At 58.5% G+C, this 24,403-nt stretch carries 31 protein-coding genes; 17 read left to right on the top strand and 14 right to left on the bottom strand.

Annotated features, from left to right (window positions below; all coding sequences use genetic code 11):
• The first annotated feature begins 59 nt into the window (after positions 1–59).
• Positions 60–317: a PA4570 family protein gene (locus C4S72_RS12085; RefSeq protein ID WP_104003376.1), complete on the top strand. Its 258-nt coding sequence runs from the start codon at positions 60–62 to the stop codon at positions 315–317.
• A gap of 54 nt (positions 318–371) precedes the next feature.
• Here the strand turns inward: C4S72_RS12085 and C4S72_RS12090 are convergent, their stop codons facing one another.
• Positions 372–854 (bottom strand): YajQ family cyclic di-GMP-binding protein, encoded by a 483-nt coding sequence (locus C4S72_RS12090; RefSeq protein ID WP_104003377.1) that lies wholly within the window; start codon positions 852–854, stop codon positions 372–374.
• 135 nt (positions 855–989) lie between these two features.
• On the opposite strand from C4S72_RS12090, the gene C4S72_RS12095 reads away from it, so the two are divergent.
• Genes C4S72_RS12095 through C4S72_RS12110 form a run of 4 tightly spaced genes read left to right on the top strand, consistent with a single transcriptional unit; the run spans position 990 to position 3,646 of the window.
• Positions 990–1,898 (top strand): ketopantoate reductase family protein, encoded by a 909-nt coding sequence (locus C4S72_RS12095; RefSeq protein WP_104003378.1) that lies wholly within the window; start codon positions 990–992, stop codon positions 1,896–1,898.
• A gap of 13 nt (positions 1,899–1,911) precedes the next feature.
• Positions 1,912–2,679: a polyphosphate kinase 2 gene (gene ppk2, locus C4S72_RS12100; RefSeq protein WP_235009130.1), complete on the top strand. Its 768-nt coding sequence runs from the start codon at positions 1,912–1,914 to the stop codon at positions 2,677–2,679.
• A gap of 27 nt (positions 2,680–2,706) precedes the next feature.
• On the top strand, positions 2,707–3,318 hold the full coding sequence (locus C4S72_RS12105) for a cob(I)yrinic acid a,c-diamide adenosyltransferase (RefSeq protein ID WP_104003380.1): 612 nt from the start codon (positions 2,707–2,709) through the stop codon (positions 3,316–3,318).
• Positions 3,293–3,646 (top strand): hypothetical protein, encoded by a 354-nt coding sequence (locus C4S72_RS12110; protein ID WP_235009131.1) that lies wholly within the window; start codon positions 3,293–3,295, stop codon positions 3,644–3,646. The genes C4S72_RS12105 and C4S72_RS12110 overlap by 26 nt, the downstream gene beginning before the upstream one ends.
• 6 nt (positions 3,647–3,652) lie before the next feature.
• Here C4S72_RS12110 and C4S72_RS12115 read toward each other — a convergent pair whose 3' ends face one another.
• From C4S72_RS12115 to acuI, 3 genes are all read right to left on the bottom strand, one after another.
• Positions 3,653–5,194 (bottom strand): HDOD domain-containing protein, encoded by a 1,542-nt coding sequence (locus C4S72_RS12115; RefSeq protein WP_104003381.1) that lies wholly within the window; start codon positions 5,192–5,194, stop codon positions 3,653–3,655.
• A 120-nt stretch (positions 5,195–5,314) separates the two neighbouring features.
• A complete protein-coding gene (locus C4S72_RS12120) occupies positions 5,315–6,172 on the bottom strand; it encodes a cobalamin-binding protein (protein ID WP_104003382.1) in 858 nt (285 codons plus the stop codon).
• Positions 6,173–6,250: 78 nt separating this feature from the next.
• Positions 6,251–7,228: an acrylyl-CoA reductase (NADPH) gene (acuI, locus tag C4S72_RS12125; RefSeq protein WP_104003383.1), complete on the bottom strand. Its 978-nt coding sequence runs from the start codon at positions 7,226–7,228 to the stop codon at positions 6,251–6,253.
• Positions 7,229–7,454: 226 nt separating this feature from the next.
• On the opposite strand from acuI, the gene C4S72_RS12130 reads away from it, so the two are divergent.
• Complete coding sequence (locus C4S72_RS12130) at positions 7,455–8,189, top strand: FadR/GntR family transcriptional regulator (RefSeq protein ID WP_235009132.1); 735 nt, start codon at positions 7,455–7,457, stop codon at positions 8,187–8,189.
• A gap of 90 nt (positions 8,190–8,279) precedes the next feature.
• A complete protein-coding gene (locus C4S72_RS12135; RefSeq protein ID WP_104003384.1) occupies positions 8,280–8,819 on the top strand; it encodes a YhcB family protein in 540 nt (179 codons plus the stop codon).
• A gap of 56 nt (positions 8,820–8,875) precedes the next feature.
• Here C4S72_RS12135 and C4S72_RS12140 read toward each other — a convergent pair whose 3' ends face one another.
• The gene (locus C4S72_RS12140; RefSeq protein WP_104003853.1) at positions 8,876–9,649 is read right to left on the bottom strand and encodes a Nif3-like dinuclear metal center hexameric protein; all 774 of its coding nucleotides are present in this window, start codon (positions 9,647–9,649) and stop codon (positions 8,876–8,878) included.
• 112 nt (positions 9,650–9,761) lie between these two features.
• Here C4S72_RS12140 and C4S72_RS12145 point away from each other — a divergent pair, with 112 nt between their 5' ends.
• Positions 9,762–10,901, top strand: coding sequence for a S1C family serine protease (locus C4S72_RS12145; RefSeq protein ID WP_104003385.1), 1,140 nt, complete (start codon positions 9,762–9,764; stop codon positions 10,899–10,901).
• Between the two features lie 70 nt (positions 10,902–10,971).
• Here the strand turns inward: C4S72_RS12145 and hisD are convergent, their stop codons facing one another.
• The 9 genes from hisD to C4S72_RS12190 all read right to left on the bottom strand — a co-directional run bounded on the left by hisD (position 10,972) and on the right by C4S72_RS12190 (position 17,599).
• Positions 10,972–12,279 carry a histidinol dehydrogenase gene (hisD, locus tag C4S72_RS12150; protein ID WP_104003386.1) on the bottom strand — a complete coding sequence of 436 codons (1,308 nt, stop codon included), beginning with the start codon at positions 12,277–12,279 and terminating at the stop codon, positions 10,972–10,974.
• Positions 12,276–12,929 carry an ATP phosphoribosyltransferase gene (gene hisG / locus C4S72_RS12155; protein ID WP_104003387.1) on the bottom strand — a complete coding sequence of 218 codons (654 nt, stop codon included), beginning with the start codon at positions 12,927–12,929 and terminating at the stop codon, positions 12,276–12,278. The genes hisD and hisG overlap by 4 nt, the downstream gene beginning before the upstream one ends.
• 28 nt (positions 12,930–12,957) lie before the next feature.
• Positions 12,958–14,220: a UDP-N-acetylglucosamine 1-carboxyvinyltransferase gene (murA, locus tag C4S72_RS12160; RefSeq protein ID WP_104003388.1), complete on the bottom strand. Its 1,263-nt coding sequence runs from the start codon at positions 14,218–14,220 to the stop codon at positions 12,958–12,960.
• Between the two features lie 24 nt (positions 14,221–14,244).
• Positions 14,245–14,484, bottom strand: coding sequence for a BolA family protein (locus C4S72_RS12165; RefSeq protein WP_104003389.1), 240 nt, complete (start codon positions 14,482–14,484; stop codon positions 14,245–14,247).
• A 116-nt stretch (positions 14,485–14,600) separates the two neighbouring features.
• Positions 14,601–14,891: an STAS domain-containing protein gene (locus C4S72_RS12170; protein ID WP_104003390.1), complete on the bottom strand. Its 291-nt coding sequence runs from the start codon at positions 14,889–14,891 to the stop codon at positions 14,601–14,603.
• Positions 14,878–15,543: an MlaC/ttg2D family ABC transporter substrate-binding protein gene (locus C4S72_RS12175; RefSeq protein ID WP_235009133.1), complete on the bottom strand. Its 666-nt coding sequence runs from the start codon at positions 15,541–15,543 to the stop codon at positions 14,878–14,880. The genes C4S72_RS12170 and C4S72_RS12175 overlap by 14 nt, the downstream gene beginning before the upstream one ends.
• Positions 15,543–16,001 carry an outer membrane lipid asymmetry maintenance protein MlaD gene (mlaD, locus tag C4S72_RS12180; protein ID WP_104003391.1) on the bottom strand — a complete coding sequence of 153 codons (459 nt, stop codon included), beginning with the start codon at positions 15,999–16,001 and terminating at the stop codon, positions 15,543–15,545. Before mlaD ends, C4S72_RS12175 begins: the two co-directional genes overlap by 1 nt.
• 2 nt (positions 16,002–16,003) lie before the next feature.
• Positions 16,004–16,786, bottom strand: coding sequence for a lipid asymmetry maintenance ABC transporter permease subunit MlaE (gene mlaE / locus C4S72_RS12185; RefSeq protein WP_104003392.1), 783 nt, complete (start codon positions 16,784–16,786; stop codon positions 16,004–16,006).
• On the bottom strand, positions 16,787–17,599 hold the full coding sequence (locus tag C4S72_RS12190) for an ATP-binding cassette domain-containing protein (RefSeq protein ID WP_104003393.1): 813 nt from the start codon (positions 17,597–17,599) through the stop codon (positions 16,787–16,789).
• Positions 17,600–17,810: 211 nt separating this feature from the next.
• Between C4S72_RS12190 and C4S72_RS12195 the strand changes: the two genes are divergently transcribed.
• The 9 genes from C4S72_RS12195 to rapZ all read left to right on the top strand — a co-directional run bounded on the left by C4S72_RS12195 (position 17,811) and on the right by rapZ (position 24,386).
• Entirely contained in the window at positions 17,811–18,782 is a 972-nt protein-coding gene (locus C4S72_RS12195) for a KpsF/GutQ family sugar-phosphate isomerase (protein ID WP_104003394.1), read from the top strand.
• Positions 18,782–19,318, top strand: coding sequence for a KdsC family phosphatase (locus C4S72_RS12200; RefSeq protein WP_104003395.1), 537 nt, complete (start codon positions 18,782–18,784; stop codon positions 19,316–19,318). The genes C4S72_RS12195 and C4S72_RS12200 overlap by 1 nt, the downstream gene beginning before the upstream one ends.
• Before the next feature lies 1 nt (position 19,319).
• The gene (lptC, locus tag C4S72_RS12205) at positions 19,320–19,889 is read left to right on the top strand and encodes an LPS export ABC transporter periplasmic protein LptC (RefSeq protein WP_160115508.1); all 570 of its coding nucleotides are present in this window, start codon (positions 19,320–19,322) and stop codon (positions 19,887–19,889) included.
• Positions 19,879–20,397 carry a lipopolysaccharide transport periplasmic protein LptA gene (gene lptA / locus C4S72_RS12210; RefSeq protein WP_104003397.1) on the top strand — a complete coding sequence of 173 codons (519 nt, stop codon included), beginning with the start codon at positions 19,879–19,881 and terminating at the stop codon, positions 20,395–20,397. Before lptC ends, lptA begins: the two co-directional genes overlap by 11 nt.
• On the top strand, positions 20,397–21,119 hold the full coding sequence (gene lptB / locus C4S72_RS12215; protein ID WP_104003398.1) for an LPS export ABC transporter ATP-binding protein: 723 nt from the start codon (positions 20,397–20,399) through the stop codon (positions 21,117–21,119). Before lptA ends, lptB begins: the two co-directional genes overlap by 1 nt.
• A 62-nt stretch (positions 21,120–21,181) precedes the next feature.
• Complete coding sequence (locus C4S72_RS12220; protein ID WP_104003399.1) at positions 21,182–22,690, top strand: RNA polymerase factor sigma-54; 1,509 nt, start codon at positions 21,182–21,184, stop codon at positions 22,688–22,690.
• Between the two features lie 52 nt (positions 22,691–22,742).
• The gene (gene hpf / locus C4S72_RS12225) at positions 22,743–23,033 is read left to right on the top strand and encodes a ribosome hibernation promoting factor (protein ID WP_104003400.1); all 291 of its coding nucleotides are present in this window, start codon (positions 22,743–22,745) and stop codon (positions 23,031–23,033) included.
• 28 nt (positions 23,034–23,061) lie between these two features.
• Entirely contained in the window at positions 23,062–23,529 is a 468-nt protein-coding gene (locus tag C4S72_RS12230; RefSeq protein ID WP_104003401.1) for a PTS sugar transporter subunit IIA, read from the top strand.
• Positions 23,529–24,386, top strand: a complete 858-nt coding sequence (gene rapZ, locus C4S72_RS12235; RefSeq protein WP_104003402.1) for an RNase adapter RapZ — start codon at positions 23,529–23,531, stop codon at positions 24,384–24,386. Before C4S72_RS12230 ends, rapZ begins: the two co-directional genes overlap by 1 nt.
• The last annotated feature ends 17 nt before the right edge of the window (positions 24,387–24,403 follow it).

The raw sequence follows: 24,403 nt of genomic DNA on the forward strand, positions 1-24,403 counted from the left end.
TGATATTGATTATCATTACATTCAATAAAAGCGCCTATTAACGAACAGGGAGAGATACCATGGCCTATCAGATTGACGCCTGGCTGGAACGCAAGGACCCGGAACTGAGAGTCACGCTGCGCAATACAGGAGTGGTGCTGCTGCACTGGCACAGCGCAGAGCTGCAACCGATGCTGGATGCGGGGCTGCTCAACCCGGAGGACTTCTGCAGCTGTCAGGGCAAGGAGAAAGAACTGGTGAGGGAGCTGTTTCTACTGGCCTGCATGGAAGAGAACGGCTGCAAACGCTGCAACGGTAGCGACGGGAAGAAGCACTGAGCCCTCCCCGTCGCTAATTCGTCCCGCCACCAGAACGACTGGCGCGGAACCGGCTCAGTCGCGGAAATTGTTGAACTGCAGCGGCAGTTCGATATCCGCTTCGCGCAGCAACGCCATCGCCTGTTGCAGGTCATCGCGCTTTTTGCCGGTCACACGGACTTTTTCGCCCTGAATCTGTGACTGCACCTTCAGCTTGCTCTCCTTGATCAGCTTGGTGATCTTCTTCGCCATGGCCTGATCCAGCCCCTGGCGCAGTATGGCTTGCTGAGTCGCTTTGACACCACTGACATCGGGATCTTTCACTTCCATACACTTGGTGTCGATCTTGCGACCGATCAGCTTGGCACGCAGCACATCCAGCATCTGCTGCAGCTGGAAATCCACCTCTGCGGTCAGCGTTACGGTTTCATCCTGCAGCGCAAAATCCGCACTCACACCTTTGAAGTCATAACGATTTTCGATTTCACGGTTAGCCTGATCCACCGCGTTGGTCACTTCATGCATATCCAGTTCGGATACGATATCGAACGAAGGCATTTTCTGTCTCCTGAATAGGTGCATTCGGTACGGCCTGCCTGGCTTCTGCCCTACCGAACTTCAACTTTATTACTTTCTGTGATCCTGCCCGCACCGGTATCATGATGCTTTGCTTTACCCGCAAAGGAGATACAGATGCACTGGCATATTCTGGGCGCCGGCGCCGTGGGCTGCCTGTTTGCCGCGCGCCTTGAGCGGGCCGGTATCGACGTCAGCCTGCTGCTGCGCTCACCAGAGCGCCAGCAACAACTGAACCTGAACGCTAACCGTATAAGCTTACAGGACGGCGACCGGGTTGAAGAAGTGCCGATGCAAGCCGAACTTATCGAGGACGGGAATCCGATCAGCCACCTGCTGGTCACCACCAAGGCTTACGACAGCGCCAGCGCTCTGGAAAGTATCGCTCTGCGTCTGCTAACGGGCGCGCAAATCCTACTGCTTCAGAACGGTTATGGCCATCAGCAGGAGATCGCCCGCCGCTTCTCCGCATGGCCGGTCTGGGCGGGAATCACCACCTCCGGTGTACGTCGCCTGTCACCGTTTCAGCTGAAACTGGCCGGCCAGGGGGAAACCCGCATCGGGCCACTGAACCCGGCGGCAGTACAATACGGGACATTACCCGATGGCTGGCAGCAGTTGGAACACCCGGTTATCGCTACCGATATTGAACGGGCGCTGTGGCAGAAACTGGCGATCAACGCGGCGATTAACCCGCTGACAGCGCTGCTGGGACGACCCAACGGCGCTCTGCTGGAGCCCCAATATCTGCCACAATTAACCGGTGTCTGCCGCGAGATCGAGGCGGTCGCCAGCGCCTGCGGCCAAACGCTGTTCGATACGCCGCTGCTTGAACAGGTACTCAAGGTCGCCCGGGATACGGCGGAAAACCGTTCATCGATGCTGGAGGATTTCAGCGCCGGTCGAGCCACAGAGATTGAACAGATCACCGGCTTTTTATGCGCCGAGGCGGACAGACAGCGGGTGGCGACGCCATTAAACAGGGAGCTGCTGAATGCGGTAGTCTACCGACAGGGCAGAGCGTAAAAGAGGATTGAGCGTGTCGAAAAGCCAAAAGATGAAGCGGTCGGAATATGAAGAACTGAAGCTTGAGCTGCAGATCGAGCTGCTGAAGATGCAGAACTGGGTACGCGCCAGCGGCGAGCGGGTGCTGATCCTGTTTGAGGGCCGGGATGCCGCCGGCAAGGGCGGCACCATCAAGCGCTTCATGGAGCACCTGAATCCGCGTAGCGCCCGGGTTATCGCGCTGGAAAAACCCACCGAGCGGGAAAAAGGGCAATGGTACTACCAACGCTACATCAAGCACCTGCCCGCCGCCGGCGAGATCGTGCTGTTCGACCGTTCCTGGTACAACCGTGCCGGCGTAGAGCGGGTGATGGATTTCTGTACGCCGTCGGAATATCTGGAGTTCATGCGCCAGACGCCTGAACTGGAGCGAATGCTGGTACGCAGTGGTATCAAGCTGTTCAAGCTATGGTTCGAGGTCAGCCGTGACGAGCAGTTCCGCCGCTTCCAGTCACGCCGTACCGACCCGCTGAAGCACTGGAAGCTCTCTCCCATCGATATGGCTTCGCTGGATAAATGGCACGATTACACCGAGGCCCAGGCCGCCATGTTCCGCCACACCGACACCGCAGAAGCCCCCTGGACACTGATCCACTCCGATGACAAGAAGCGCGCCCGCATCAACGCCATGCGCTTTATCCTGGCCAGCCTGCCCTACCCCGACCGCAACCAGGAGATTCAGCTGCAACCGGACTCGAAAATCGTCCTGCCCGCGCACCAGGCGCTGAAAGAACTAGAATGAAGCAAAAACCGCACAGGGGGAGAACCGATGGGTAACAGACTGACTCGACTTTATACCCGCCGCGGCGATAAGGGCACCACAGGCCTGGCCAACGGCAGCCGGGTCGCCAAGACTCATCCGCGCATCGAGGCGCTGGGCGATGTGGACGAGCTCAACTCCCTGCTGGGGCTGCTCGCCGCCGAGCTGTCTGATGACGACGAGCTGCACACCGACCTGATGCAGATCCAGAACGACCTGTTCGATCTGGGCGGCGAACTGGCCGTGGCGGACAGCAACTACACGGTGATCGACGCCAGTTGCCTGGAAACGCTGGAGGAGCGCGTCGACCTGCTCAACGAAACTCTGCCGCCTCTGCAGGAGTTTATTCTGCCAGGCGGCAACCGCAGCGCAGCTCAGGCACACCTGGCCCGCAGTGTCTGCCGCCGCGCCGAGCGCCGCATGGTGGAACTTGCCGCCAACGACACAGTCAATCCATTAGCAATCGCTTATCTTAACCGCCTGTCAGATCTGCTGTTCGTTTATGCGCGGATTCTGGCCCGGCGCAACGATGGTGCAGAGATACTCTGGCGCCCAAGGGCTGCCCGGAAAACCGATAACAAAGAGAACGAGAGCAATGATGCCCAAGCTTCTGACAACTAACTTCATGGAAAAGAACTTACTTGCTGCAGGACTCATACTGGGCCTGCTGCTGCCAACCCAGGCCCGCGCGGACTGCGCCTTCGATCAGACCATCTGTGAAGCGCGCTGCAGCATCAAGCACTTTGACAGCAATGCCGCACGCCTGGGCTGCGAATCACGCTGCGCCGCCGAACGCGCCGCCTGCAGCACCGAAGCCGGCGCCAAAAAAGCGCTTGAGATGGGTAAGGATGCCTGGGACGACACCGGCGCCTTTGTCGAAGGCTTTACCGGTGATGACCCCGACGATGAGAAAAAGAGCGAGGAAAAGAGCGACCAGGAGTCACCCTGAGATCCATCAATTCGGCTTGCTGCCAGCGCGCTGGTTGAGTTCCAGCGCCAGCCTTACCTGCACTAAAAACTGGTTGAAGATGCGAAATGCCGCATCATCGAGCGGCGCACCGCCGGCCCGGATATCGGCGTAAAACATCCCCACCGGCCGCGAACCCACACGCAGGGGCGCCGCTACAAACCCCGCCGGCGCAAGGATTCTGCCAAGATCAGCCGGCAGCCTTTCCACCCAGCCCTTCTCCGAGCAGTCCGCTACCAGCAGCGTACTGTCCTGTTCCACCAGGCGAATAAACAGCTGCCCCAGCGGTTCTTTGAGGGAAAGCTGAAGCGCAGCGGAGAGTTCCTCGGAACCAGCACCCCGTGTTACCCGCGCACTGAGTTGTTTGCCATCCTTGCTCAACAGGCAAAAGGCGACCCGCTCCAGGCGGGAGCAGCGCTCGATCGCCTCGATGGTTGTATCCACCAGTTTCGATGAGGTCGCCGCTTCACCAACCAGCTGATTCATCTTGTCGAGATAATCCAGCTGCAGCTGACTCTGGCTGACAACCTGAGAGGTATCCGGCGCTGCTGCCTCGGCAACTCCGAACTGTTCGGCGCGGCTGCTGATATAGAACGCCAGCTTGCGCGAGAGCTCATCCAGGTCGCTGTTACCGCTGCCTCGAAATGGCGGCTTTAATGTATGCGGGTTAAGGCCGTAATCGACACTGAGATCGCAAACCTGGCGGAAAGAGGCGTTGATCGCCTCTTCCAGCTGCTCCTGGGTCAGACCGGTGTTGGCAGATATCTGCTTGATCCGGCGTGTGTAATCCAGCTCACGGCCGGTATCCCGGTAGTAGATCATCTCCAGCAGATCGTGGCTGCCGGCGGCCAGCAGATGGTTGAGCTTGTGGGCCGGGCGCAACTGTTCGGCGGTCATCGGATCCATCGTCTCCACCACCGTTTTGGGAAAACCCCAGCTCTGGGTCAGATCCTGGCCGATATCGCTGAAGTGCCCGCCCAGCTGACGCAGCTGAATCTTTGTCCAACTGTCTTTGCCTTCCGCGCGTTCCGCCAGCATCACCCGATAGCGAGCCGGCAAGGTGAAGGCGACGATAATCTCTCCGAGACGGTAGAGCAGTCCGCAGATGTAGCTCTGCTCCACATCCTGGGCGCCACAGCGGATAGCGATCTCCCGCGCCATGGCGGCGTTGAGAAATGCACTGATCAGCAGCCGGTCTATACCGGTCTCCGGCTGGGCTGCATTGAAGGTTTCGATCAGTTTGAGAGTCATCGACAGGTTCTGAATACGCTCGAACCCGATCAGCACCACCGCCCTGGAGACCACGCTGATCTTGCCGTGGCTGCGGTTGTAATGCGGCGTGTTGGCGATCTTAAGCAGCTTGGCAGAGAGGTTGGCGTCTTTCATCACCGCCATGGCCAATGCCATGGCGTCGCTCTCGCGGGAAGAGCTGACCTGTTGAATACGGTTCACCGTGGCGCTGAAGATCGGCAGATCTCCCAGGCTGTCCAGCTCCGCATAAATCGCATTCAAAGTGTTCTGATATTTCACCGACTACCACACCTGTGAACCGCAGTTGCTCAATGGTTAGAGTGTTCCCATATACCTACATTAGAAGATTATATGAAAACCCTTGACGACTGAATGTAAATTTCCTGCGGCCCTGGCCTTTTAGCGCGAGCTGCGCACATCAGCCACGGCGTTGCAAAGCGCCTCCAGACCATCGAGAAAACGGGGCGTTGCCCTGTGCATCTGATCGGCCTGCAGGGTCACCAGTTGGTTCAGCGCCACCGCTGGAATCTGCTGCCAGGGCAGCCAGCGCTCGCGCCAGCTGGCGGCAAGTTCATTGGTGCTGACGATAATATCGGGTTTTGCCGCGATGACCGCTTCGAGGTTCAGCTGGGGCACGCTTTCCGGTCGCTCCGCAAAGACATTGTCGGCGCCGCAGAATGTGATCGCCTCGCCGATCAGCGTACTCTTGCTGACGCTCAGCAGGGGATCATCCCAAAGCTGGTAGAAAAGACGCGGACGAGGCCCGGCTTGCGGCGCCAAACGGGCAAGGCGATCACGAAAAGCGCCAGCTGCCCCGGCTGCTTCCGATTCCCTGGCGGTTAACCGGCCAAGCAGCTCCAGGTTGCGGGGGATATCATCCAGGGTCACCGACGAAAGGCGAAAAACGCGCAGCCCCATGGATTCAAGATTCTGCAGCCTCGCTTCGGGATTACCCTGCTGCCAGGCCAGCACCAGATCGGGCTTGAGCGCGAGAATCGCTTCCAGATTGAACTGCTGATAGTCGCCCACCTGCGGCAGCTCAGCGACCGGCGGTGGATAGTCGGTATGCGCCACACGGCCGACAATCAGGTCGCCGGCACCGATGGCATAGAGGTTTTCAGCGATGTTGGGAGCCAACACGACAATCCGCTTTACCGGCTGTTGCAGGTTTAGCGTTTTGCCAGAGGCATCGGTCAGAACCTGGGCCTGAAGCAGGCCAGGCAGAAGCAACAGCAGTACAACAAGAAAGCGCGCCATATCAGCCCCCGGAAGAAAAGCGCAGTATACGCGCTCAACCACCGGGGACCAGTCCAGTGGACTTAAGGAGAGATTCTCTCAGAGTTTGATCAGGGTACGACCTCTCACCTCGCCACGCAGGATCCGCTCCGCGTAGTCGGGTACCTCATCCAGGCTGATCTCCTGCCCGACATCCCCGAGAAGGTCCAGATCCAGGTCACTCAACAGGTTCTGCCATGCCTGTTGGCGAACGGGAGTCGGACAGTTAACCGAGTCCACGCCCTGCAGGCGAACATTGCGCAGGATAAACGGCATCACCGTTACCGGCAGCTCATGACTGCCCGCCAGGCCACAGGCAGCAACGGTGCCGCTGTAGTGGGTTTCCGCCAGCGCCCTGGCCAGCACCGTTCCGCCCACGGTATCAACGACACCCGCCCAGAGCTGTTTTTCCAGCGGGCGCGGCGGCGCGGCCATCTCGTCACGGCTACGGATCTCTTTCGCGCCCAGTTTACGCAGATAACCCTCTTCGCTGGTTCGCCCGGTCGCTGCGACCACATCAAAGCCCTTTTTCGCCAGCAGCGCCACGGCCACACTGCCCACACCACCGGAGGCGCCGGTCACCAGCACAGGCCCCTGCTCGGGTGTAACACCGCCCTGCTCCAGCGCCATCACACAGAGCATCGCGGTCAGGCCAGCCGTGCCTATCAGCATGGCGGTGCGCCCCGACATACCGTCCGGCAGCGGTACCAGCCAGTCGGCCTTTACCCGCGCTTTCTCTGCCATACCGCCCCAGTGGCGCTCGCCCACGCCCCAACCGGTGAGAACCACTTCATCTCCCGCTGCAAAGCGTGCATCTGCAGAGCTGGCAACACGACCGACAAAGTCGATGCCCGGTATCGCCGGGAAGGAGGAGATAATCTTGCCCTTGCCGGTTACCGCCAGGCCATCCTTATAGTTCAGTGAGGAGTAGGCCACATCAACGAGAACCTCGCCTTCAGGCAGAACGCTCTCATCGAGTTCGCGGATTTCCGCCTGGGTTTTGCCATCCACCTGATCCAGTACCAGTGCCTTGAACATGGAACACCTCCGCTTTAATTAGCTTTATTTGTCTATGTAGAGCATTTCGCGCTGCTCAGCATCCAGCCTGAGATAAGACTGAAAAATAGCACAGACCTATTTGTCTGACTTATTTACAAATAAGAATCCAACACCACCCCGCTATTTGTCAAACAAATTAACAATAGACAATCGATGTGAAATAATCGGCCCATATCTTCTATCTCACAGCCAGCAGGATATTGCCTTGGAATTCAGCCCCGTAAGCCAGCAGGATCTGCCGCGTCAGATCGCCGATCAGATTCGCCAGGCGATCACCGAAGGCAGTATCGGTGCAGACGAACGCCTGCCCACCGAAGAGGAACTGGCAAAACGCTTTGGCGTTTCCCGACCGACGATCCGCGAGGCGCTGAAACGCCTGGCGGCACAGAACCTGATCCGCTCGAAACGCGGCCCCAGCGGCGGCACTTTTGTGAACCGCCCCGACCTGGTCGAGCTGGGTGAAGAGCTCGCCAGCTCAACCCGCCTTCTGGTCGGCCTTAACAGCCTGTCACCGGAAGAGATGATCCAGTGCCGGCTCGAGATGGAGCAGCTCTGCGCGGGCCTGGCGGCTCGAAACCGAGCCGAGGCCGACCTCTCAGCCCTGGAAAGTGCACTGGCGCAACAGCGACGCTTTATCGACCAGCCTGAACAATTCTGCCGTGCTGATGTCTGTTTTCACCGGGCCCTGGTGGATGCCAGCGGCAACGCCCTGCTCAAACTGCTGATGTTTGCGGTGATCGAAGGGTTACAGCCGGTCAGTAATATGATCGTATTTCGTTACCCCGAGCGTGACCTGATCATCAGCCAGCATGAGGCATTGCTAAGCGCTATACGCGCCGGTGATGAGACGGCAGCCCGTGAGCAGATAGTGCGCCAGGTAGAAACCCTCGCCGCACAGATGCGTCGGGCGCAAGACGAAAGTCGCCGTTCACGGGCATAGGCAGAGCAACCGCTTTGTCTTATTCTAGGGAAGCCTTTAGTAGGCCGTGGCAATCAGTTGCCCGGCACGAAGTTGAAGTAAGGAGATGTTGTGGAAGCGAGTAACGCCTGGACATTGGCTTTGGTGGGCGCCGCGATCGGCCTTGTCATTGGATACCTGCTGGGCCGGATCGGTGGCGGCAAACAGGAGACACTGAAACAGGAGCTCAACGACGCTCATGCTGAACTGGCCCGCTATAAGGATCAGGTCAACGAACACTTTGAAACCACTGCGGAACTGGTCAACGGGCTGACCGAACAGTACCGCCAGGTTCATCAGCACCTGGCCGCGGGGGCACAGACTCTTTGCAACGATCAGCGCCCTGGCGAGGCCCTGCAGGCTTCACTGCAGCCGCGCATCAGCAAGCAGGATATCCCCACGGTAACAGACGCCCTCGAAAACGAGGATGCAGAAGAGCAGCCGCAGCCACCGCGTGATTACGCCCCTAAAGCCGGGGACGAGGAAGGCACGCTGTCAGATACCTACGGCCTGAAGAAAAAGCAGGAAGAGGAAGAGATTCCGACACCCGCTGACCCCTCCGCCGCGCCGGCCACTGACGAAGACGAAACCAAAGAGCGCAAACGCGGCTGAACCTTAAGTAGATAGACATTAACGGGGCCCTGAACAGGCCCCGTTATTCATTCAACTCAAACCGGATTGTCGATATCGACAAATCGGTGTTCCAGCCCAAAATGGCGCGCCAGATGTTCTCCCAGCGCCTGAACACCATAACGCTCCGTTGCGTGGTGCCCGGCACCGATGTAGTGGATACCCGCCTCACGGGCAAAATGCACTACCGGCTCGGAGATCTCCCCGGTCAGGAATGCATCCGCCCCCAGAGCTTCCGCCTGTTCCACCATCCGGTCGGCGGAACCGGTGCACCAGCCGATACGATGAATCAGTCTGTCGCCACCGCTGACCACCTGAGGAGTCCGACCCAGCACCCGCTCTACCCGCGCGGTCATCTCTTCCAGCGTCAGCGGCTTTTCCAGCACCCCCATATTGCCTACGCTAAGCGGGTTACCTGGCTCCAGCCCTGACTGCACATCAATACCGAGAAGGTGCCCCAGGCGCGCGTTGTTACCGTATTCAGGGTGCGCATCCAGCGGCAGATGGTAGGCAAGCAGGTTGATATCGGCGCCCAGCAGTGTCTTCAATCGCTTATGCTTGATACCGGTAACCTGCGCCGGCTCGCCCTTCCAGAAGTATCCATGGTGTACCAGCACCAGATCGGCACCCCAGGCAACAGCCTCATCGAGCAACGCCTGGCAGGCAGTGACACCGGTGAGTATCTTGGCGACCTGACTGCGCCCTTCCACCTGCAGGCCATTGGGGCAGTAATCCTTGAAGCGGCTGCTCTGCAGAATCTGATCGCAATACTCAACCAGCGCGGTTCTGGATACGCCTTTTCTTTCAGTCATGATATTTCCCATTTATCCGCAACTATCCGTATAATCGGCTCAAACCAACGATTCATTCGCGGCTTAACAAAGCACTTACTAAAGCGCGCTCCGCCCTTTTTGATTTTACTTTATGCGCATACTCTCGTTTCTTGGCTGGCCCATTCTGACCGGCATACTGGCGGCTATCCTGATACTCCAGCTCAAACCCGAGCTGCTGGGTTCAGGCCCGCGCGTGGAAATTCGCGAAGCCGGTAGCTCTCAGACCTCCCAGAGCGGCCCGTTCAGCTATGCCGACGCAGTTGATCAGGCCGCCCCGGCGGTCGTCAACATCTACACCCGCCGCGTCAACAATAACGATGAAAAGCAGGGCGACGACTCTATCTACCGTCACTACTTCGATAGCGAAAATCCGCCCGCGAGCGAACAGGTACATGCCAGCCTCGGCTCTGGCGTTATTATCAATGACCAGGGTTACGTGGTCACCAATAACCATGTGATCAGCGGCGCAGACTCCATCATTGTAGCGCTGCAGGATGGCCGCGAAGCAGCCGCCAAGATCGTCGGCACCGATCCCCCCACCGATATTGCGGTACTGAAGATAAACCTGCCTGACCTGCCCACAGTCACCCTGGCCCCCACCGGCAACCTGCGAGTGGGCGATGTGGTGCTGGCCATCGGCAACCCGTTTGGCGTCGGCCAGGCGGTTACCCAGGGTATTATCAGCGCCACCGACCGCAACAGCCTGGGCCTGAACACCTACGAAGACTTTATCCAGACCGATGCGGCGATCAACCCCGGCAACTCCGGTGGCGCACTGATCGACCCTACCGGGAACCTGGTCGGCATCAACACCGCGATCTTCAGTAAGTCAGGCGGCTCCGAGGGCATAGGCTTTGCGATTCCCTCTGACCTGGTGAAGCAGGTGCTGCAGGACCTGATCGAACAGGGCCGCGTGGTGCGCGGCTGGGTGGGCGTTGAGGCCCAGGCGTTGAACCCGCGTCTGGCAGAATCTTTCGGTCTGGACCAGAGCCAGCATGGCCTGATCATCGCCGGCATCTATCGCGACAGCCCGGCCCACGAAGCTGGCCTGCGCCCCGGCGATATTCTGCTGGCGTTTGATGGCAAACCGATCACCGACGCCGGCCACACCACCATGAACGCCATTGCCCGCCTCAAGCCCGGCGAAAAGGCGAGCTTTACCATCTACCGTGACGGCGAACAGATGGATATCGTGGTAACCACCACCGAAAGGCCGGCGGAAGTTAACTGATCCCGACTTTTCACCCATAAAAAAGCACGCCCGAAGGCGTGCTTTTTTGTACCTGATGGCGCTTAAGCGATCAGGACTTGATGCGGTATTCGGCGGAACGAGCGTGGGCGGTCAGGCCTTCGCCACGCGCCAGCACCGAAGCCACCTTGCCCATTTCCGACGCGCCCTCGTCGGAGAACATGATCAGCGATGAGCGCTTCTGGAAGTCATAGACGCCCAGCGGCGAAGAGAAACGCGCGGTGCCGGAGGTCGGCAGCACATGGTTCGGTCCTGCGCAGTAGTCACCCAGCGCTTCGGCAGTGTAGCGCCCCATGAAGATCGCGCCGGCGTGACGGATCTCTTTCAGCAATGCTTTCGGGTCAGCCACGGACAGCTCGAGGTGCTCAGGCGCTACGCGGTTATTGATGCGCGCTGCGTCGGAGAGGTCCTGCGCCTTGATGATAATCGCGCGGTTGCCCAGCGACTGCCTGATGATCTCTTCACGCTCCATGGTTGGCAGCAGTTTCTCGATACTGGCCTTAACCTGCTCGATAAACTCCGCATCCGGGCAGACCAGAATCGACTGGGCATCTTCGTCGTGCTCAGCCTGGCTGAACAGATCCATCGCCACCCAGTCCGGGTCGGTGTCGCCATCACAGATCACCAGGATCTCGGAGGGGCCGGCGATCATATCGATACCGACGGCACCGAACACCGCGCGCTTGGCGGTGGCCACAAAGATGTTGCCAGGGCCGACGATCTTATCCACACGGGGTACAGTTTCGGTACCGTAGGCCAACGCAGCCACAGCCTGAGCACCACCCACGGTAAATACGCGGCTGACGCCGGCAACAGCCGCAGCAGCCAGTACCAGCTCGTTAACCACGCCGTCCGGCGTCGGCACGACCATGATGATCTCTTCAACGCCGGCCACATGAGCCGGCAGTGCGTTCATCAGCACGGATGAGGGGTACGCTGCCTTGCCACCGGGAACGTAGAGACCGACACGATCCATCGGCGTCACCTGCTGACCCAGCATGGTGCCGTCGTCTTCGGTGTACTGCCAGGATCCGGCCAGCTGCTTCTCGTGATAGGCACGCACGCGCTGTGCGGCTTTTTCCAGCGCCTGCCGCTGCTCTGCCGGCAGACCTTCCAGCGCCTGCTGCAGACGCTCCTGGCCCATTTCCAGCTCGGCCATGGAGGCCACCCTCATGCGATCAAAGCGGTTGGTGTACTCCACCAGCGCGGCATCGCCCTCTGCGCGGATACGGCCAATGATCTCGTTAACGGTCTGATTTACGCCGGCATCGGAAACACTTTCCCAGGCCAGCATCTTGTCCAGACGGGTTTCAAAGTCTGCCTGCTGACTGTCGAGGCAGGTGATCTCAATCTTACTCATGCGCTTTTCTCCTCACGCTTGGCCTCGATAGCAGCAGCCAGTTTATCCAGCAACGGCTGGATCTGGCGGTGCTTCATTTTCATGGACGGCTGACCGACCACGAAACGGGAGCTGATATCGGCGATATGCTCCATCGGCTCAAGACCATTGGCACGCAGGGTATTGCCGGTATCGACGATATCGACGATGCGATCGGCCAGGCCCATGATCGGGGCCAGTTCCATGGCGCCGTAAAGCTTGATGATATCGACCTGCGCCCCCTGGCGGGCAAAGTATTCACGGGTCACATTGACGAACTTGGTGGCCACTTTCATGCGACCAATGACAGGCTCGGCATCTTTCATGCCGGCGACCATCAGCCTGCAGCAGGCAATTTCCAGATCGAGCGGCTCATAAAGGCCTTCGCCGCCATGCTCCATCAACACATCCTTACCGGCCACACCCATGTCGGCACCGCCGTACTCCACGTACGTCGGCACATCGGTGGCACGAATCACCACCAGCTTGATATGGGGATGGTTGGTATCGAAGATCAGCTTGCGGCTGGAGAAGATATCCTCAGCCGGAACAATGTCAGCCGCCGCCAGCAGTGGCAGCGTTTCCTTCAGGATGCGCCCTTTCGACAGGGCGATGGTCAGCTGTTCTTTCATTGGCCTCTTTGCTCACGCTCTGCTGCGATCAGCCCGGTACGCGACGAATACGCGCACCCAGGAGCTGCAGCTTCTCTTCAATACATTCGTAACCGCGATCGATGTGATAGATACGGTCGATCAGCGTCTCGCCCTCGGCAACCAGCGCCGCGATCACCAGACTGGCAGATGCACGCAGATCGGTCGCCATTACCGGCGCGCCCTGCAGTTTATCCACACCTTCGATGATGGCGGTGTTACCGTCGATAATGATGTTGGCGCCCATGCGGATCATCTCCTGCATGTGCATGAAACGATTCTCGAAAATCGTTTCCTTGATGCGCCCCACTCCTTCGGCGATGGTGTTCATGGCGGCAAACTGCGCCTGCATATCGGTAGGAAACGCCGGGTAAGGTGCGGTGGTCAGGTTGATCGCCTTGAGCTTGCGACCTTCCATATCCAGGCTCACCCAGGTATCGCCCACTTCGATCTTGGCACCCGCCTCTTCCAGCTTTTTCAGCACCGCATCAAAGGTATCGGGCCGGGTATTCAGGCACTTCACCTTGCCGCCGGTCACTGCAGCAGCCACCAGGTAGGTACCGGTTTCGATACGGTCGGCCATCACCGGGAAGTGGCAGCCATGCAGCTTATCCACACCGCGCACGGTAATGATATCGGTACCCGCGCCCTTGATGTCGGCGCCCATGGCGATCAGACACTCGGCCAGATCCACCACCTCGGGCTCGCGAGCGGCGTTTTCGATAATGGTTTCACCCTCGGCCAGCGTCGCGGCCATCAGGATGTTCTCGGTACCGGTCACGGTTACCGTATCGAAAAAGACGCGAGCTCCCTTAAGACGACCGTCCATGCGGGCACGGATATAACCGTTTTCCACCCGAATGTCGGCGCCCATCGCTTCCAGACCACGAATATGCAGATCCACCGGACGACTACCAATAGCGCAGCCACCGGGCAGAGAGATATCCGCAGCCCCGTAACGGGCCAGCAGCGGACCGAGCACCAGGATCGACGCACGCATGGTTTTCACCAGCTCGTAGGGTGCGCAGAAATCGTTGATCGGTCGCGGGTCGATCTGCACGCTGAGCTTTTCATCCAGCATCAGCTCAACACCCATGCGGCGGATCAGCTCAAGCATGGTGGTGATATCGTGCAGGTGCGGCAGATTGCCGATGGTGACCGGCTCGCTGGCCAGCAGCGTAGACGCAAGAATAGGTAGAGCGGAGTTTTTGGCGCCGGAGATTCGCACCTCACCGCGCAGGGTTACGCCGCCCTCAATTAGCAGTTTATCCATCAGGTATTCCTGTTCGCCCCGCGTTTACTGCTTGGCGGCCCACTGTTCGGGCGTAAAGGTCTTAATCGACACTGCATGAATGGCGCCGCTGGCGATCTGCTCGGTCAGACAGCCGTAAACCAGCTGCTGTTTTTTCACCGGGGTCAGTCCGGCAAAGCATTCGCCCACCGCGGTTACCTGGAAATCACAGCCTTCACCAGTGGTGTAAACGGTGCAGCCATCGAGTTCGCTCTCGATGATCTGTTTTACTTCTTCAGCTTGCATGCGGAACTCCGAAATGCAGAGTTTAGGGTTCGTGTCGGGACAGGGGGTGAATAATACAGGCTGGGCGCTGATCGAGCCACCTTAGCTCAATCAGCGCCCACTAAATTAAGAAAGACTCAGGCAAGGCCGTGATCGAGACCGACCAGATCAGCAATAGACTTCATCCCCTCAGGGATATTACGCAGACTTAACTCAAAACCCTGGCGTTCACCCAGGCGCAGGCAGGTCAGCCAGAGCGCCAGTGCAGAACTATCTGCACGGGAGACGCCGACCAGGTCGAGGACAACCTGGCCAGTTGCGCTTTTAAGGCGCGATTCCAGTTGCTGACGCACGGCCATGACACTGGAAAACAGCAGATCGCCACTAATGGCGATCACGCCCTCTTCTTTCTGCTCAACCTTCGTCACTGCCGGTTACTCCGTTGGCAACTTCGGTCGCCACCTGGGACTCCCAGCTATCGATGACACCGGTGATGCTGTTCTGACGCTGATACAGGTCGGCAAACTGGTTCTTGAAGGTCAGACGCAGGTTAACGCCGTCAACCAGCACGTTGACCAGGGTCCAGCGATCATCCTGCTTCAGCATGTAGTAATCCAGGGCGTAGGTGTTGCCGTTGCCGGAGCTGACCTTAACGTTGATCACCTGCTTATCCGGCTCCGGGCTTTCACCGCGCGGCGGCTGAATCTCGTAGCCGGTGAACTCAAAACCGACGATCGCCTTGGCAAAGGTTTTCAGCAGGGTGTTCTTGAACACCTCGGAGAAGCGCGCCATCTCCTCGTCGCTGGCACGACGGTAGTACTTACCCATCACTCGCTTGGCGATGTAAGGGAAGTCGACCACCGGCGAGATCACCTTCTCGACCTCGCCCATCATGCGATCCATATTTTCCGGTGCCTTGAGGGTTTCATCCTCAACCACCGCCAGCATATCGCGGGTCGCACTATCCATCACGCCACTGGCTTCTTCCCAGGCAGCCTGAGAGTTGGCCTGAGCCATGCCAGCCATCACCATGAACATCAGCGCAACCAGAGCGCCGCCTGCACGATTGAGCATCTTCATCAATCACTTACCTCGTTAAACAGGAATTTGCCGATCAGATCTTCAAGCACCAGCGCTGACTGGGTATCACTGATCCGGTCGCCATCTTTCAGCATTTCATCTTCAGCACCCGAAGTAATGCCGATGTACTGTTCGCCCAGCAGACCGGAAGTCAGGATCTGCGCCGAGCTGTCGGTGCTGAGAAAGTCCACGTCATCGCGGATTTTCATTTCCACTTCAGCCATCAGCATCTGCGGATCCAGGCGGATAGAGGTCACTTCACCGATCTGCACACCGGACATCGCCACCTTGGCACGCGGTGTCAGTCCGCCGATATTATCGAAACGGGCGTAGACCTTGTATCCGCCTCCCTGATCAGACAGGTTAAGGCCACTAACGTTCAGCGCGAGCACTACCAGGGCCAGAAAACCGGCCAACATCAGGAAGCCCACGCTGATTTCCATTGTACGCATGCGCATTTTTACAGCTCTCCAAACATTAATGCGGTCAGTAAGAAATCAAGCCCCAAAATGGCCAGAGACGAAAACACGACGGTCCTGGTTGTCGCCTGGCTGATTCCTTGAGAAGTAGGTATGCAGTCATATCCCTCAAACACCGCGATCCAGGTGACGACAAAGCCGAACACCACGGCCTTGATCACGCCATTGAGGACATCATTACGGAAATCCACCGCCTGCTGCATGTTGGCCCAGAAAGAGCCATCAAAGATGCCCAGCCACTCCACGGCGACCAGCGCCCCGCCCCAGACACCGACGACTGAAAAGATAATCGTCAGAATCGGCATCGAGATGAAGCCGGCCCAGAAGCGCGGCGCAATGATGCGACGCATGGGATCAACACCGATCATCTCGAAGCTGGCCAACTGTTCGGTGGCTTTCATCAAACCGATCTCAGCGGTCAGGGCAGAACCTGCGCGCCCGGCAAACAGCAGCGCGGTTACCACCGGCGCAAGCTCGCGCACCAGGCTCAACGCCACCATCTGTCCGACGGCCTGTTCGGAGCCATAGTCAACGAGAATGGTATAGCCCTGCAGGCCGAGCACCATGCCGATAAAACCGCCAGAAACGACGATAATGATCAGCGACAGCACGCCCACAAAGTAAAGCTGCTTGATCAGCAGCGGAAACATGGTGACCGGCTCGGGCCGGGCGACCAGGGACTGCACCAGCAGCCGCCCCGCACGCCCGAACGCAGCCAGTCGCGACAGGCCACGGTGGCCCAGTGACTGAATCCAATCCAGCATCTATCGAGATCCCTGTAACAGTTGCTGCAGATAATCCGGCGCCGGATAGTGGAAGGGAACCGGACCATCCGGCAGGCCTTGCATAAACTGGCGCACCTGATCGGATTCCACTGCCGCCAGCTCTTCGGGAGAGCCTTTGGCGATCACCCGGCCATCGGCAACGATATAAACGTAATCGGCAATACTCAGCGTCTCGTTGATATCATGCGATACCACGATACTGGTATGGCCCAGCGCCTGGTTGAGGCGACGAATCAGATTGACCAGCACGCCCATGGCGATCGGGTCCTGGCCGGTGAACGGTTCGTCGTACATGACGATATCCGGGTCCAGTGCGATAGCACGCGCCAGGGCGACCCGTCGGGCCATGCCGCCGGACAGCTCACTCGGCATCAGATCGGCCGCACCGCGCAGACCAACCGCCTGCAGCTTCATCAACACAACGTCGCGGATCATGTCGACAGAAAGATCGGTGTGAACACGGATCGGAAACGCGACGTTTTCGAACACGCTCATATCCGTGAACAGCGCGCCGCTCTGAAACAGCATCCCCATACGCTCACGGGCTGCGAACAGGTCGCTGCGACCGAGAGTCGGGATATTATCGCCATCGAGAAGAATCTGCCCCGCATCGGGCTTGAGCTGCCCGCCGATCAGTTTCAACAGAGTGGTTTTACCGGTACCGGAAGGCCCCATAATGGCTGTGACCTTGCCACGGGGAACCTGGATATCAATATTGTTAAAAATAGTCCTCGATCCACGGCTGAATGTTAGCCCGCGGATATCGATGATAGTGTCGCTGAGAGGGTCCATATACCTGCCTTAGAAAGCCTCGCGCTCAGTTCCTTCTGGCCCGTAGCGAGGGCAACGCAGTCGAGTTGGAAGCCGGGAAATATACCATCAGAGCCTAAAAAACGAAACTAAATCCCATTCTCAGGCAAGCCGCGGGTGTGCCCCCGAGACGGCAGTGATGTAAACTCTTTGGCTCGACATTCAAACGCCCCTCAGAGAGATTGAGTTACCCATGTCCGATTTCGACTTTCTAAGCGCCGGCGTCCGCACCATCGAACTGGAGCTGGACGCGGTCAACAGTCTGCTAAGCCATCTGGACGAGCGTTTTACCCGGGCTTGTGAGCTGATGCTCAACTGTCGCGGGCGCGTGATCGTGACCGGCATGGGCAAGTCCGGGCATATAGGACGAAAGATCGCCGCCACGCTGGCGAGTACAGGCACCCCCTCTTTCTTCGTCCACCCCGGCGAGGCGAGCCACGGCGACCTGGGCATGTTCACCAGCGAAGACGTTGTTCTGGCGCTTTCGAACTCCGGCGAAACAGCAGAAGTTGTCACCATCCTGCCGCTGATCAAACGCATGAAAGCACCGCTGATCAGCATGACCGCCAAGCCGGAATCGACTCTTTCTCAGAGCGCTGACATCAGCCTGCACATCCCGGTGGATCGTGAGGCCTGCCCGCTGGGTCTGGCGCCTACTTCCAGCACCACGGCACAGCTGGTGCTCGGTGACGCCCTGGCAATCGCGCTGCTCGAGGCCCGCGGCTTCAGCGCCGAAGACTTCGCGTTCTCTCACCCGGGCGGCGCCCTGGGCCGTCGCCTGCTGCTGCTGGTTGACGACATCATGCACACCGACAGCGAGGTTCCCTGCGTCGATGTGAATACCTCTATCCGCGACGCCCTGCTGGAAGTCACCCAGAAACGCCTCGGCATGACCGCAGTGACCGATACGGACGGCGCCCTGGTCGGTATTTTTACCGACGGTGACCTGCGTCGCACCCTGGACCAGGAAATCGACCTCAAGCAGAGCGCAATCAGCGAGGTAATGACCGCCGACTGCACCACCATCCGCGCCGGTATTCTCGCTGCCGAGGCGCTGCAGATCATGCAGAGCCGCTCAATCAACGCGCTGATCGTCGTTGACGAAAACAAGCGCCCCGTGGGCGCTCTCAACATGCACGACATGCTGAAAGCGGGAGTCATCTAATGCTGGACAATCTCTCTACCGAGCAGCTCGACAAGCTTAAAAAGATCGGCCTCGTAGTCTTTGACGTGGACGGCATACTTAACAGCGGCCAGCTCAACTTCCTGGCTGACGGGCGCGAGATCAAATCATTCAGCATTCTTGATGGCCTAGGCATCAAGCTGCTGCACAAGGGCGGCATCAAGAGCGCCATCATCACCGGGCGCCGCTCACCTCAGGTAGAACTGCGCGCCGAAGCCCTGGGCATCAACTACCTGCGACAGGGCCGCGAAGACAAGCGCATTGCACTGGAAGAGCTGTGGCAGGAAACCGGCTTCGACGCCGCTTCAACCGCCTACATTGGGGACGACCTCCCAGACCTGGGTGCGATTCGTGCCGCCGGCTTCGGTGCCACCGTGCCCAACGGACACTGGTACGTGCGCGAGCAGGCAGACTGGGTTAGCAGCACCCCTGGCGGTCAGGGTGCGGGGCGCGAGTTCTGTGAACTGATTCTCGCCGCACAGGACAAGCTGATGCCCATCCTCGAGGAGTATCTCTGACGTGTTGACCGCTGGACGGCTCAGGCTACTGATCGCACTGATCATTATCACCCCGTTCCTGGTCTGGTGGGGGCTGGGCGGCAGCACACTGCCGAAAAATCCGGTGGTACGGGAAGAGACCCGCTCCACCTACGATTTTTTCATGCGCGATAACGAATCACGCTATTGGGACGAAAACGGCAACCTCGCACGCAGCTGGGAAAGCCAGGAGATGCACCACTATCCGGCGCGCAATTCCAGCCAACTGCTGGAGCCGATCGCCCATATGCCCCAGCAGGGTGGTGGGACATACAAAATACGCGCCAATGATGGTTGGGTGCTGGACGACCAGAGCGAGATTCAACTTGCAGGCAATGTTGAGGTTAACCATAATCCGCAATCCGGGCCCGGCTCGTTGCTGACAACCAGCACTCTGAATGTGTTCCCACCGAGGAACTACGCAGAGACCGACGCGCCGGCCACACTGACCCGCAATGGCGAGCGCACGGAGAGCACCGGCCTCGAGGTTTACTTCGACGAACGCCGGGTGGAACTGCTTTCAAATGTACGGGGACGATACGATGCGCCTTAACCTGAACATCCCAGCCGCACTGTGCAGCCTGACACTCTGGCTTGCATCTCCGGCCATGGCGCTTCCTGAAGATTCATCGCAGCCGATCCATATCGGCGCAGACAGCGCCAGCATGAACGACCGCACAGGTGTGACCACCTACCGCGGCCAGGTTGAGATCGTACAGGGGACAATGAAAATTCGCGGCGATCAGGTAGAGCTGTTCCGCGATGCCAATGGCGAGGTCAATCGGATCGTATCAACCGGGCGCCCTGCCGAGTTCGAGCAGCAGCCTAAACGCGAAGACCCGCTGACCCACGCCTACGGACTGCGGATGGAGTACCTGGTCAACCAGCAGCAGGTAACCATCACCGAACAGGCCCGCGTCGAACAGGGCAAGGACACCTTTACCGGCAAACGTATTGTGTACAAAATGAATGAAGCGATTGTCGACGCATTCAGCAGTGAAAACGGTGACCAGCGAGTGCAGATGGTAATTCAGCCCAAACAGCAGGGCGGAGAGGAATAATGCAGCTGGAAGCTCTACACCTGGCCAAGAGTTACAAGGGCCGTCAGGTGGTAAGTGATGTATCCCTGGAGATCAGCAGCGGTGAGGTGGTAGGACTGCTAGGCCCCAACGGCGCTGGCAAAACCACCTGCTTTTACATGATCGTTGGCCTCGTCAAGGCCGATCATGGCCAGATACGTATTAACCAGGACGACATCACCCGGCTGCCGATGCATGGCCGCGCCCGCCGCGGGATAGGTTATCTGCCACAGGAAGCATCGATCTTTCGCAAACTCAGCGTCAGCGATAACCTGAAGGCGATCCTAGAGACCCGAAAGGATATGGATCAGGCGCAGCGCAACGCCAAACTGGAAGAGCTGCTGGAAGAGTTCCATATCACCCACCTGACCAAGAGCCTCGGAATGTCTCTGTCAGGGGGTGAACGCCGCCGCGTCGAGATCGCGCGCGCGCTGGCAACAGAACCCAGTTTTATCCTGCTCGATGAGCCCTTCGCCGGCGTCGACCCGATCTCGGTAGGAGACATCAAGCAGACCGTACGCCACCTGCAGGACAAAGGAATTGGCGTGCTGATCACGGATCACAACGTCCGCGAGACTCTCGATATCTGCCAGCGCGCCTATATTGTGAGTGACGGTGGCATTCTCGCGCAGGGCAACCCGGAACAGATTCTGGCGAACCAGCAGGTACGCCAGGCTTATCTCGGCGACCAGTTCAGACTCTGAGGCTTCAGGCTCTGACCGAAACGCCGTACAAACCGATTCAGTATTAGTCTATCGCGTAATATATGAAGCAATCGTTACAGCTAAAAATCGGTCAGCAACTCACCATGACGCCACAGCTGCAGCAGGCTATCCGCTTGCTACAGCTTTCAACGCTGGACCTTCAGCAGGAGATCCAGCAGGCGCTGGAGAGCAATCCGCTGCTCGAGGTCAGTGAAGAGGAGAACGAACTCCCCGGCAGCGACGAGGGCAATGAGCGCGATAATACTCAGGAAAAAGCCGACGCTTCCGACAATCACGAGTCCGAGCGGGAAGAGAGCTATGAAGACACGCCGGAAGACAGCTGGAGCGAGGATATCCCCTCCGAACTGACCACGGACAGCTCCTGGGACGATACCTACCAGGCCTCACCGGCGGCCTCCGCACCGGCGCGGGACGACGAGTGGGAACCGGGCGATAACGATACCCGCGATGAGACCCTGCAGGATCACCTGCTGTGGCAGCTCAACCTGACTCCGATGAGCGAAGGTGATCGTCTGGTTGCCGAGTCAATCATCGACGGCATCGAGCCGGACGGCTACCTGACCCTCTCCGCTGAAGAGCTGCTCGAACAGTTTGTCACCCAGTATCCGGAAGATTTCGCCGAAACCGAACTGGATGAGATCGAAGCGGTGCTGCACCGCGTCCAGCAGTTCGACCCGCCCGGCGTCGCCGCCCGCGACCTGAGCGAGTGCCTGGCGATCCAGCTGCGCCAGCTTCCCAGCGATACCCCCTTCCTGCAGGACGCACTGCGTCTGGTCTGCGAGCACCTGCAACTGCTCGGCAACCATGACTACAAGACCCTGCTGCGCCGCATGCGAGTAAAAGAGGAGCAGCTACAGGAGATCATCCGCCTGATTCAGTCGCTGACCCCAAAACCCGGCGCCATGATCAACCCGAGCCAGTCGGAATATGTCATTCCCGATGTAGTGGTCACCAAGATCAAGGGCGAGTGGGTGGTTAACCTGAATCCCGATGCAGCCCCCAAACTGCGCATCAACGCACAGTACGCTGATCTGATTCGCCGCGCCGACAACAGCGCCGACAACAATTTCCTGAAAAACCACCTTCAGGAGGCACGCTGGTTCCTGAAAAGCCTTCTGAGCCGGAACGACACCCTGCTCAAGGTCGCCACCGAAATCGTCGCCCGCCAGTCCGACTTCCTTGAAGAGGGTGAAGAGGCGATGAAACCGATGGTGCTGCACGATATTGCGGAAGCCGTGGAGATGCATGAATCCACCATCTCACGCGTGACCACCCAGAAATACATGCACACCCCAAGAGGTATCTTCGAACTGAAGTACTTCTTCTCCAGCCATGTCAGCACCTCAGACGGTGGAGCGGCCTCCTCCACCGCCATCCGGGCGCTGATCAAAAAGCTGGTTTCAGCGGAAAATCCAGGCAAACCATTGAGCGACAACAAGATCGCACAGCTGCTAGATGAACAGGGAATCAATGTGGCCAGGCGCACCATCGCAAAATATCGTGAAGCGATGGCAATTCCGCCTTCTAATGAGCGGAAGCGTCTGGTTTAATTGAAGTGGAAAGCACGATAAAAAAGCGTGCATTGTGACTAGGAGAAAACGTATGCAGATCAACATCACTGGCCATCATGTCGAACTGACCGATGCCCTCAACGACTATGTTCGTACTAAGTTTGACAAACTGGAGCGCCACTTCGATAACATCACCAACACCCAGGTGACTCTGAGCGTTGAGAAGCAGCGTCAACAGGCCGAAGCCGACCTTCACCTTGCCGGCGGCCAGATTTTCGCGACTCACGAACACGACGATATGTATGCAGCCATCGACGGACTGGTGGATAAACTTGATCGCCAGATCATCAAGCACAAGGAAAAGATGAAGGCGCACAAATAAACCGAAAACCGGACGCTCCTGTCAGATAATGAAATTAACTGAACTGCTTAACGAATCGCGCATACTTTGTCACGCCGATGTCGTTAGCAAAAAAAGAGCCCTCGAACTGGCCAGCGATACTCTCGCTGGCCAGTCTGCAAATCCCCCCTCGGAAGAGATTTTCTCTGGCCTGCTGAACCGGGAACGGTTAGGCAGTACCGGTATTGGGGACGGTGTGGCAATCCCTCACTGCCGCCTGGCCGGCTGTGGCAACGCGGTCGCACTGCTGATGACGCTGGCCGAACCGATAGACTTCGATGCCATCGACAACAAGCCGGTGGACCTGCTTTGCTTCCTGCTGGTGCCTGAAGATGGCGCCGAGGAACATCTGCAGACCCTGGCGGGTTTGGCCGAGCTGTTCAGCCAGAGCGATGTGCGCGACAAGCTGCGCAGCTGCTCAAGCAACGCCGAGCTTTACTCAACCTTCGTCGCCCTTGCGGAGACTCTGGGGGGCTGATGAAACTGGTCGTTATCAGCGGCCGGTCAGGGTCCGGCAAAAGCACGGCCCTGCAGGCACTTGAAGATGTGGATTTCTACTGCATCGACAATCTGCCGGCGCGACTGCTCCCTGACCTGATCGAACAGATGCTGGACGACCCGGAACACCCCGGTCGTCTGGCAGTCAGCATCGACGCACGCAACCTGGTCAGCAATCTGGACGCCTTTCCCGGCATCATTGCCGAGCTAGGCAAACGTGAGGATCTCAGTTGCGAGATCCTCTATCTGGATGCCGCCGAACCGACCCTGATCAAACGCTACAGCGCCACCCGGCGCAAACACCCGCTGTCTACCAGCCAGTCAGGACTGCAGGAAGCGATCAGCTACGAACGCGAACTGCTCGAACCGATCGCCAGCATCGCTGATATACGTATCGATACCACCCGAATGACACTCTACGAACTGCGCGACAGTATCAAGCTGCGTATCGCCCAGCGTAGCGAACAGGATCTATCGATCCAGTTCGAGTCCTTCGGCTTCAAGCATGGCGTACCGCTGGACGTGGACTTCACTTTCGACGTGCGCATGCTGCCCAATCCCTACTGGATACCAGATCTACGCCGCTTTACCGGGCGCGACCAGGCGGTTATCGACTTCCTCGAAAGCGCACCGGAGGTTCCCCAACTGATCGGCGATATTCGCGATTTCCTGGAACGCTGGATACCGCTGTTCAAGCAGAACAACCGCAGCTACATCACCATCGGCATCGGCTGCACCGGCGGCCAGCACCGGTCGGTCTATATCGCAGAGCATCTGGCTGGTCATTTCGGCCAACTTATGGATAATGTTCACGTCCGTCACCGCGAACTGACCTGACAGCCCCGCCACCAGGA

It is taken from the genome of Marinobacterium lutimaris (assembly GCF_900108065.1).
Taxonomy (GTDB): Bacteria; Pseudomonadota; Gammaproteobacteria; order Pseudomonadales; family Balneatricaceae; genus Marinobacterium_D; species Marinobacterium_D lutimaris.

Coding starts and splice junctions, on each gene's coding strand:
- C4S72_RS12110 (WP_235009131.1), top strand. CDS start 3,293: ATGATGCCCAAGCTTCTGACAACTAACTTCATGGAAAAGAACTTACTT.
- acuI (WP_104003383.1), bottom strand. CDS start 7,228: ATGTTCAAGGCACTGGTACTGGATCAGGTGGATGGCAAAACCCAGGCG.
- lptB (WP_104003398.1), top strand. CDS start 20,397: ATGCAGCTGGAAGCTCTACACCTGGCCAAGAGTTACAAGGGCCGTCAG.
- C4S72_RS12120 (WP_104003382.1), bottom strand. CDS start 6,172: ATGGCGCGCTTTCTTGTTGTACTGCTGTTGCTTCTGCCTGGCCTGCTT.
- murA (WP_104003388.1), bottom strand. CDS start 14,220: ATGGATAAACTGCTAATTGAGGGCGGCGTAACCCTGCGCGGTGAGGTG.
- C4S72_RS12095 (WP_104003378.1), top strand. CDS start 990: ATGCACTGGCATATTCTGGGCGCCGGCGCCGTGGGCTGCCTGTTTGCC.
- C4S72_RS12165 (WP_104003389.1), bottom strand. CDS start 14,484: ATGCAAGCTGAAGAAGTAAAACAGATCATCGAGAGCGAACTCGATGGC.
- C4S72_RS12175 (WP_235009133.1), bottom strand. CDS start 15,543: ATGAAGATGCTCAATCGTGCAGGCGGCGCTCTGGTTGCGCTGATGTTC.
- C4S72_RS12140 (WP_104003853.1), bottom strand. CDS start 9,649: ATGACTGAAAGAAAAGGCGTATCCAGAACCGCGCTGGTTGAGTATTGC.
- C4S72_RS12085 (WP_104003376.1), top strand. CDS start 60: ATGGCCTATCAGATTGACGCCTGGCTGGAACGCAAGGACCCGGAACTG.
- mlaE (WP_104003392.1), bottom strand. CDS start 16,786: ATGCTGGATTGGATTCAGTCACTGGGCCACCGTGGCCTGTCGCGACTG.
- hisG (WP_104003387.1), bottom strand. CDS start 12,929: ATGAAAGAACAGCTGACCATCGCCCTGTCGAAAGGGCGCATCCTGAAG.
- C4S72_RS12230 (WP_104003401.1), top strand. CDS start 23,062: ATGAAATTAACTGAACTGCTTAACGAATCGCGCATACTTTGTCACGCC.
- C4S72_RS12220 (WP_104003399.1), top strand. CDS start 21,182: ATGAAGCAATCGTTACAGCTAAAAATCGGTCAGCAACTCACCATGACG.
- hisD (WP_104003386.1), bottom strand. CDS start 12,279: ATGAGTAAGATTGAGATCACCTGCCTCGACAGTCAGCAGGCAGACTTT.
- hpf (WP_104003400.1), top strand. CDS start 22,743: ATGCAGATCAACATCACTGGCCATCATGTCGAACTGACCGATGCCCTC.
- C4S72_RS12190 (WP_104003393.1), bottom strand. CDS start 17,599: ATGGACCCTCTCAGCGACACTATCATCGATATCCGCGGGCTAACATTC.
- C4S72_RS12145 (WP_104003385.1), top strand. CDS start 9,762: ATGCGCATACTCTCGTTTCTTGGCTGGCCCATTCTGACCGGCATACTG.
- lptA (WP_104003397.1), top strand. CDS start 19,879: ATGCGCCTTAACCTGAACATCCCAGCCGCACTGTGCAGCCTGACACTC.
- C4S72_RS12200 (WP_104003395.1), top strand. CDS start 18,782: ATGCTGGACAATCTCTCTACCGAGCAGCTCGACAAGCTTAAAAAGATC.
- C4S72_RS12195 (WP_104003394.1), top strand. CDS start 17,811: ATGTCCGATTTCGACTTTCTAAGCGCCGGCGTCCGCACCATCGAACTG.
- C4S72_RS12105 (WP_104003380.1), top strand. CDS start 2,707: ATGGGTAACAGACTGACTCGACTTTATACCCGCCGCGGCGATAAGGGC.
- rapZ (WP_104003402.1), top strand. CDS start 23,529: ATGAAACTGGTCGTTATCAGCGGCCGGTCAGGGTCCGGCAAAAGCACG.
- C4S72_RS12090 (WP_104003377.1), bottom strand. CDS start 854: ATGCCTTCGTTCGATATCGTATCCGAACTGGATATGCATGAAGTGACC.
- mlaD (WP_104003391.1), bottom strand. CDS start 16,001: ATGCGCATGCGTACAATGGAAATCAGCGTGGGCTTCCTGATGTTGGCC.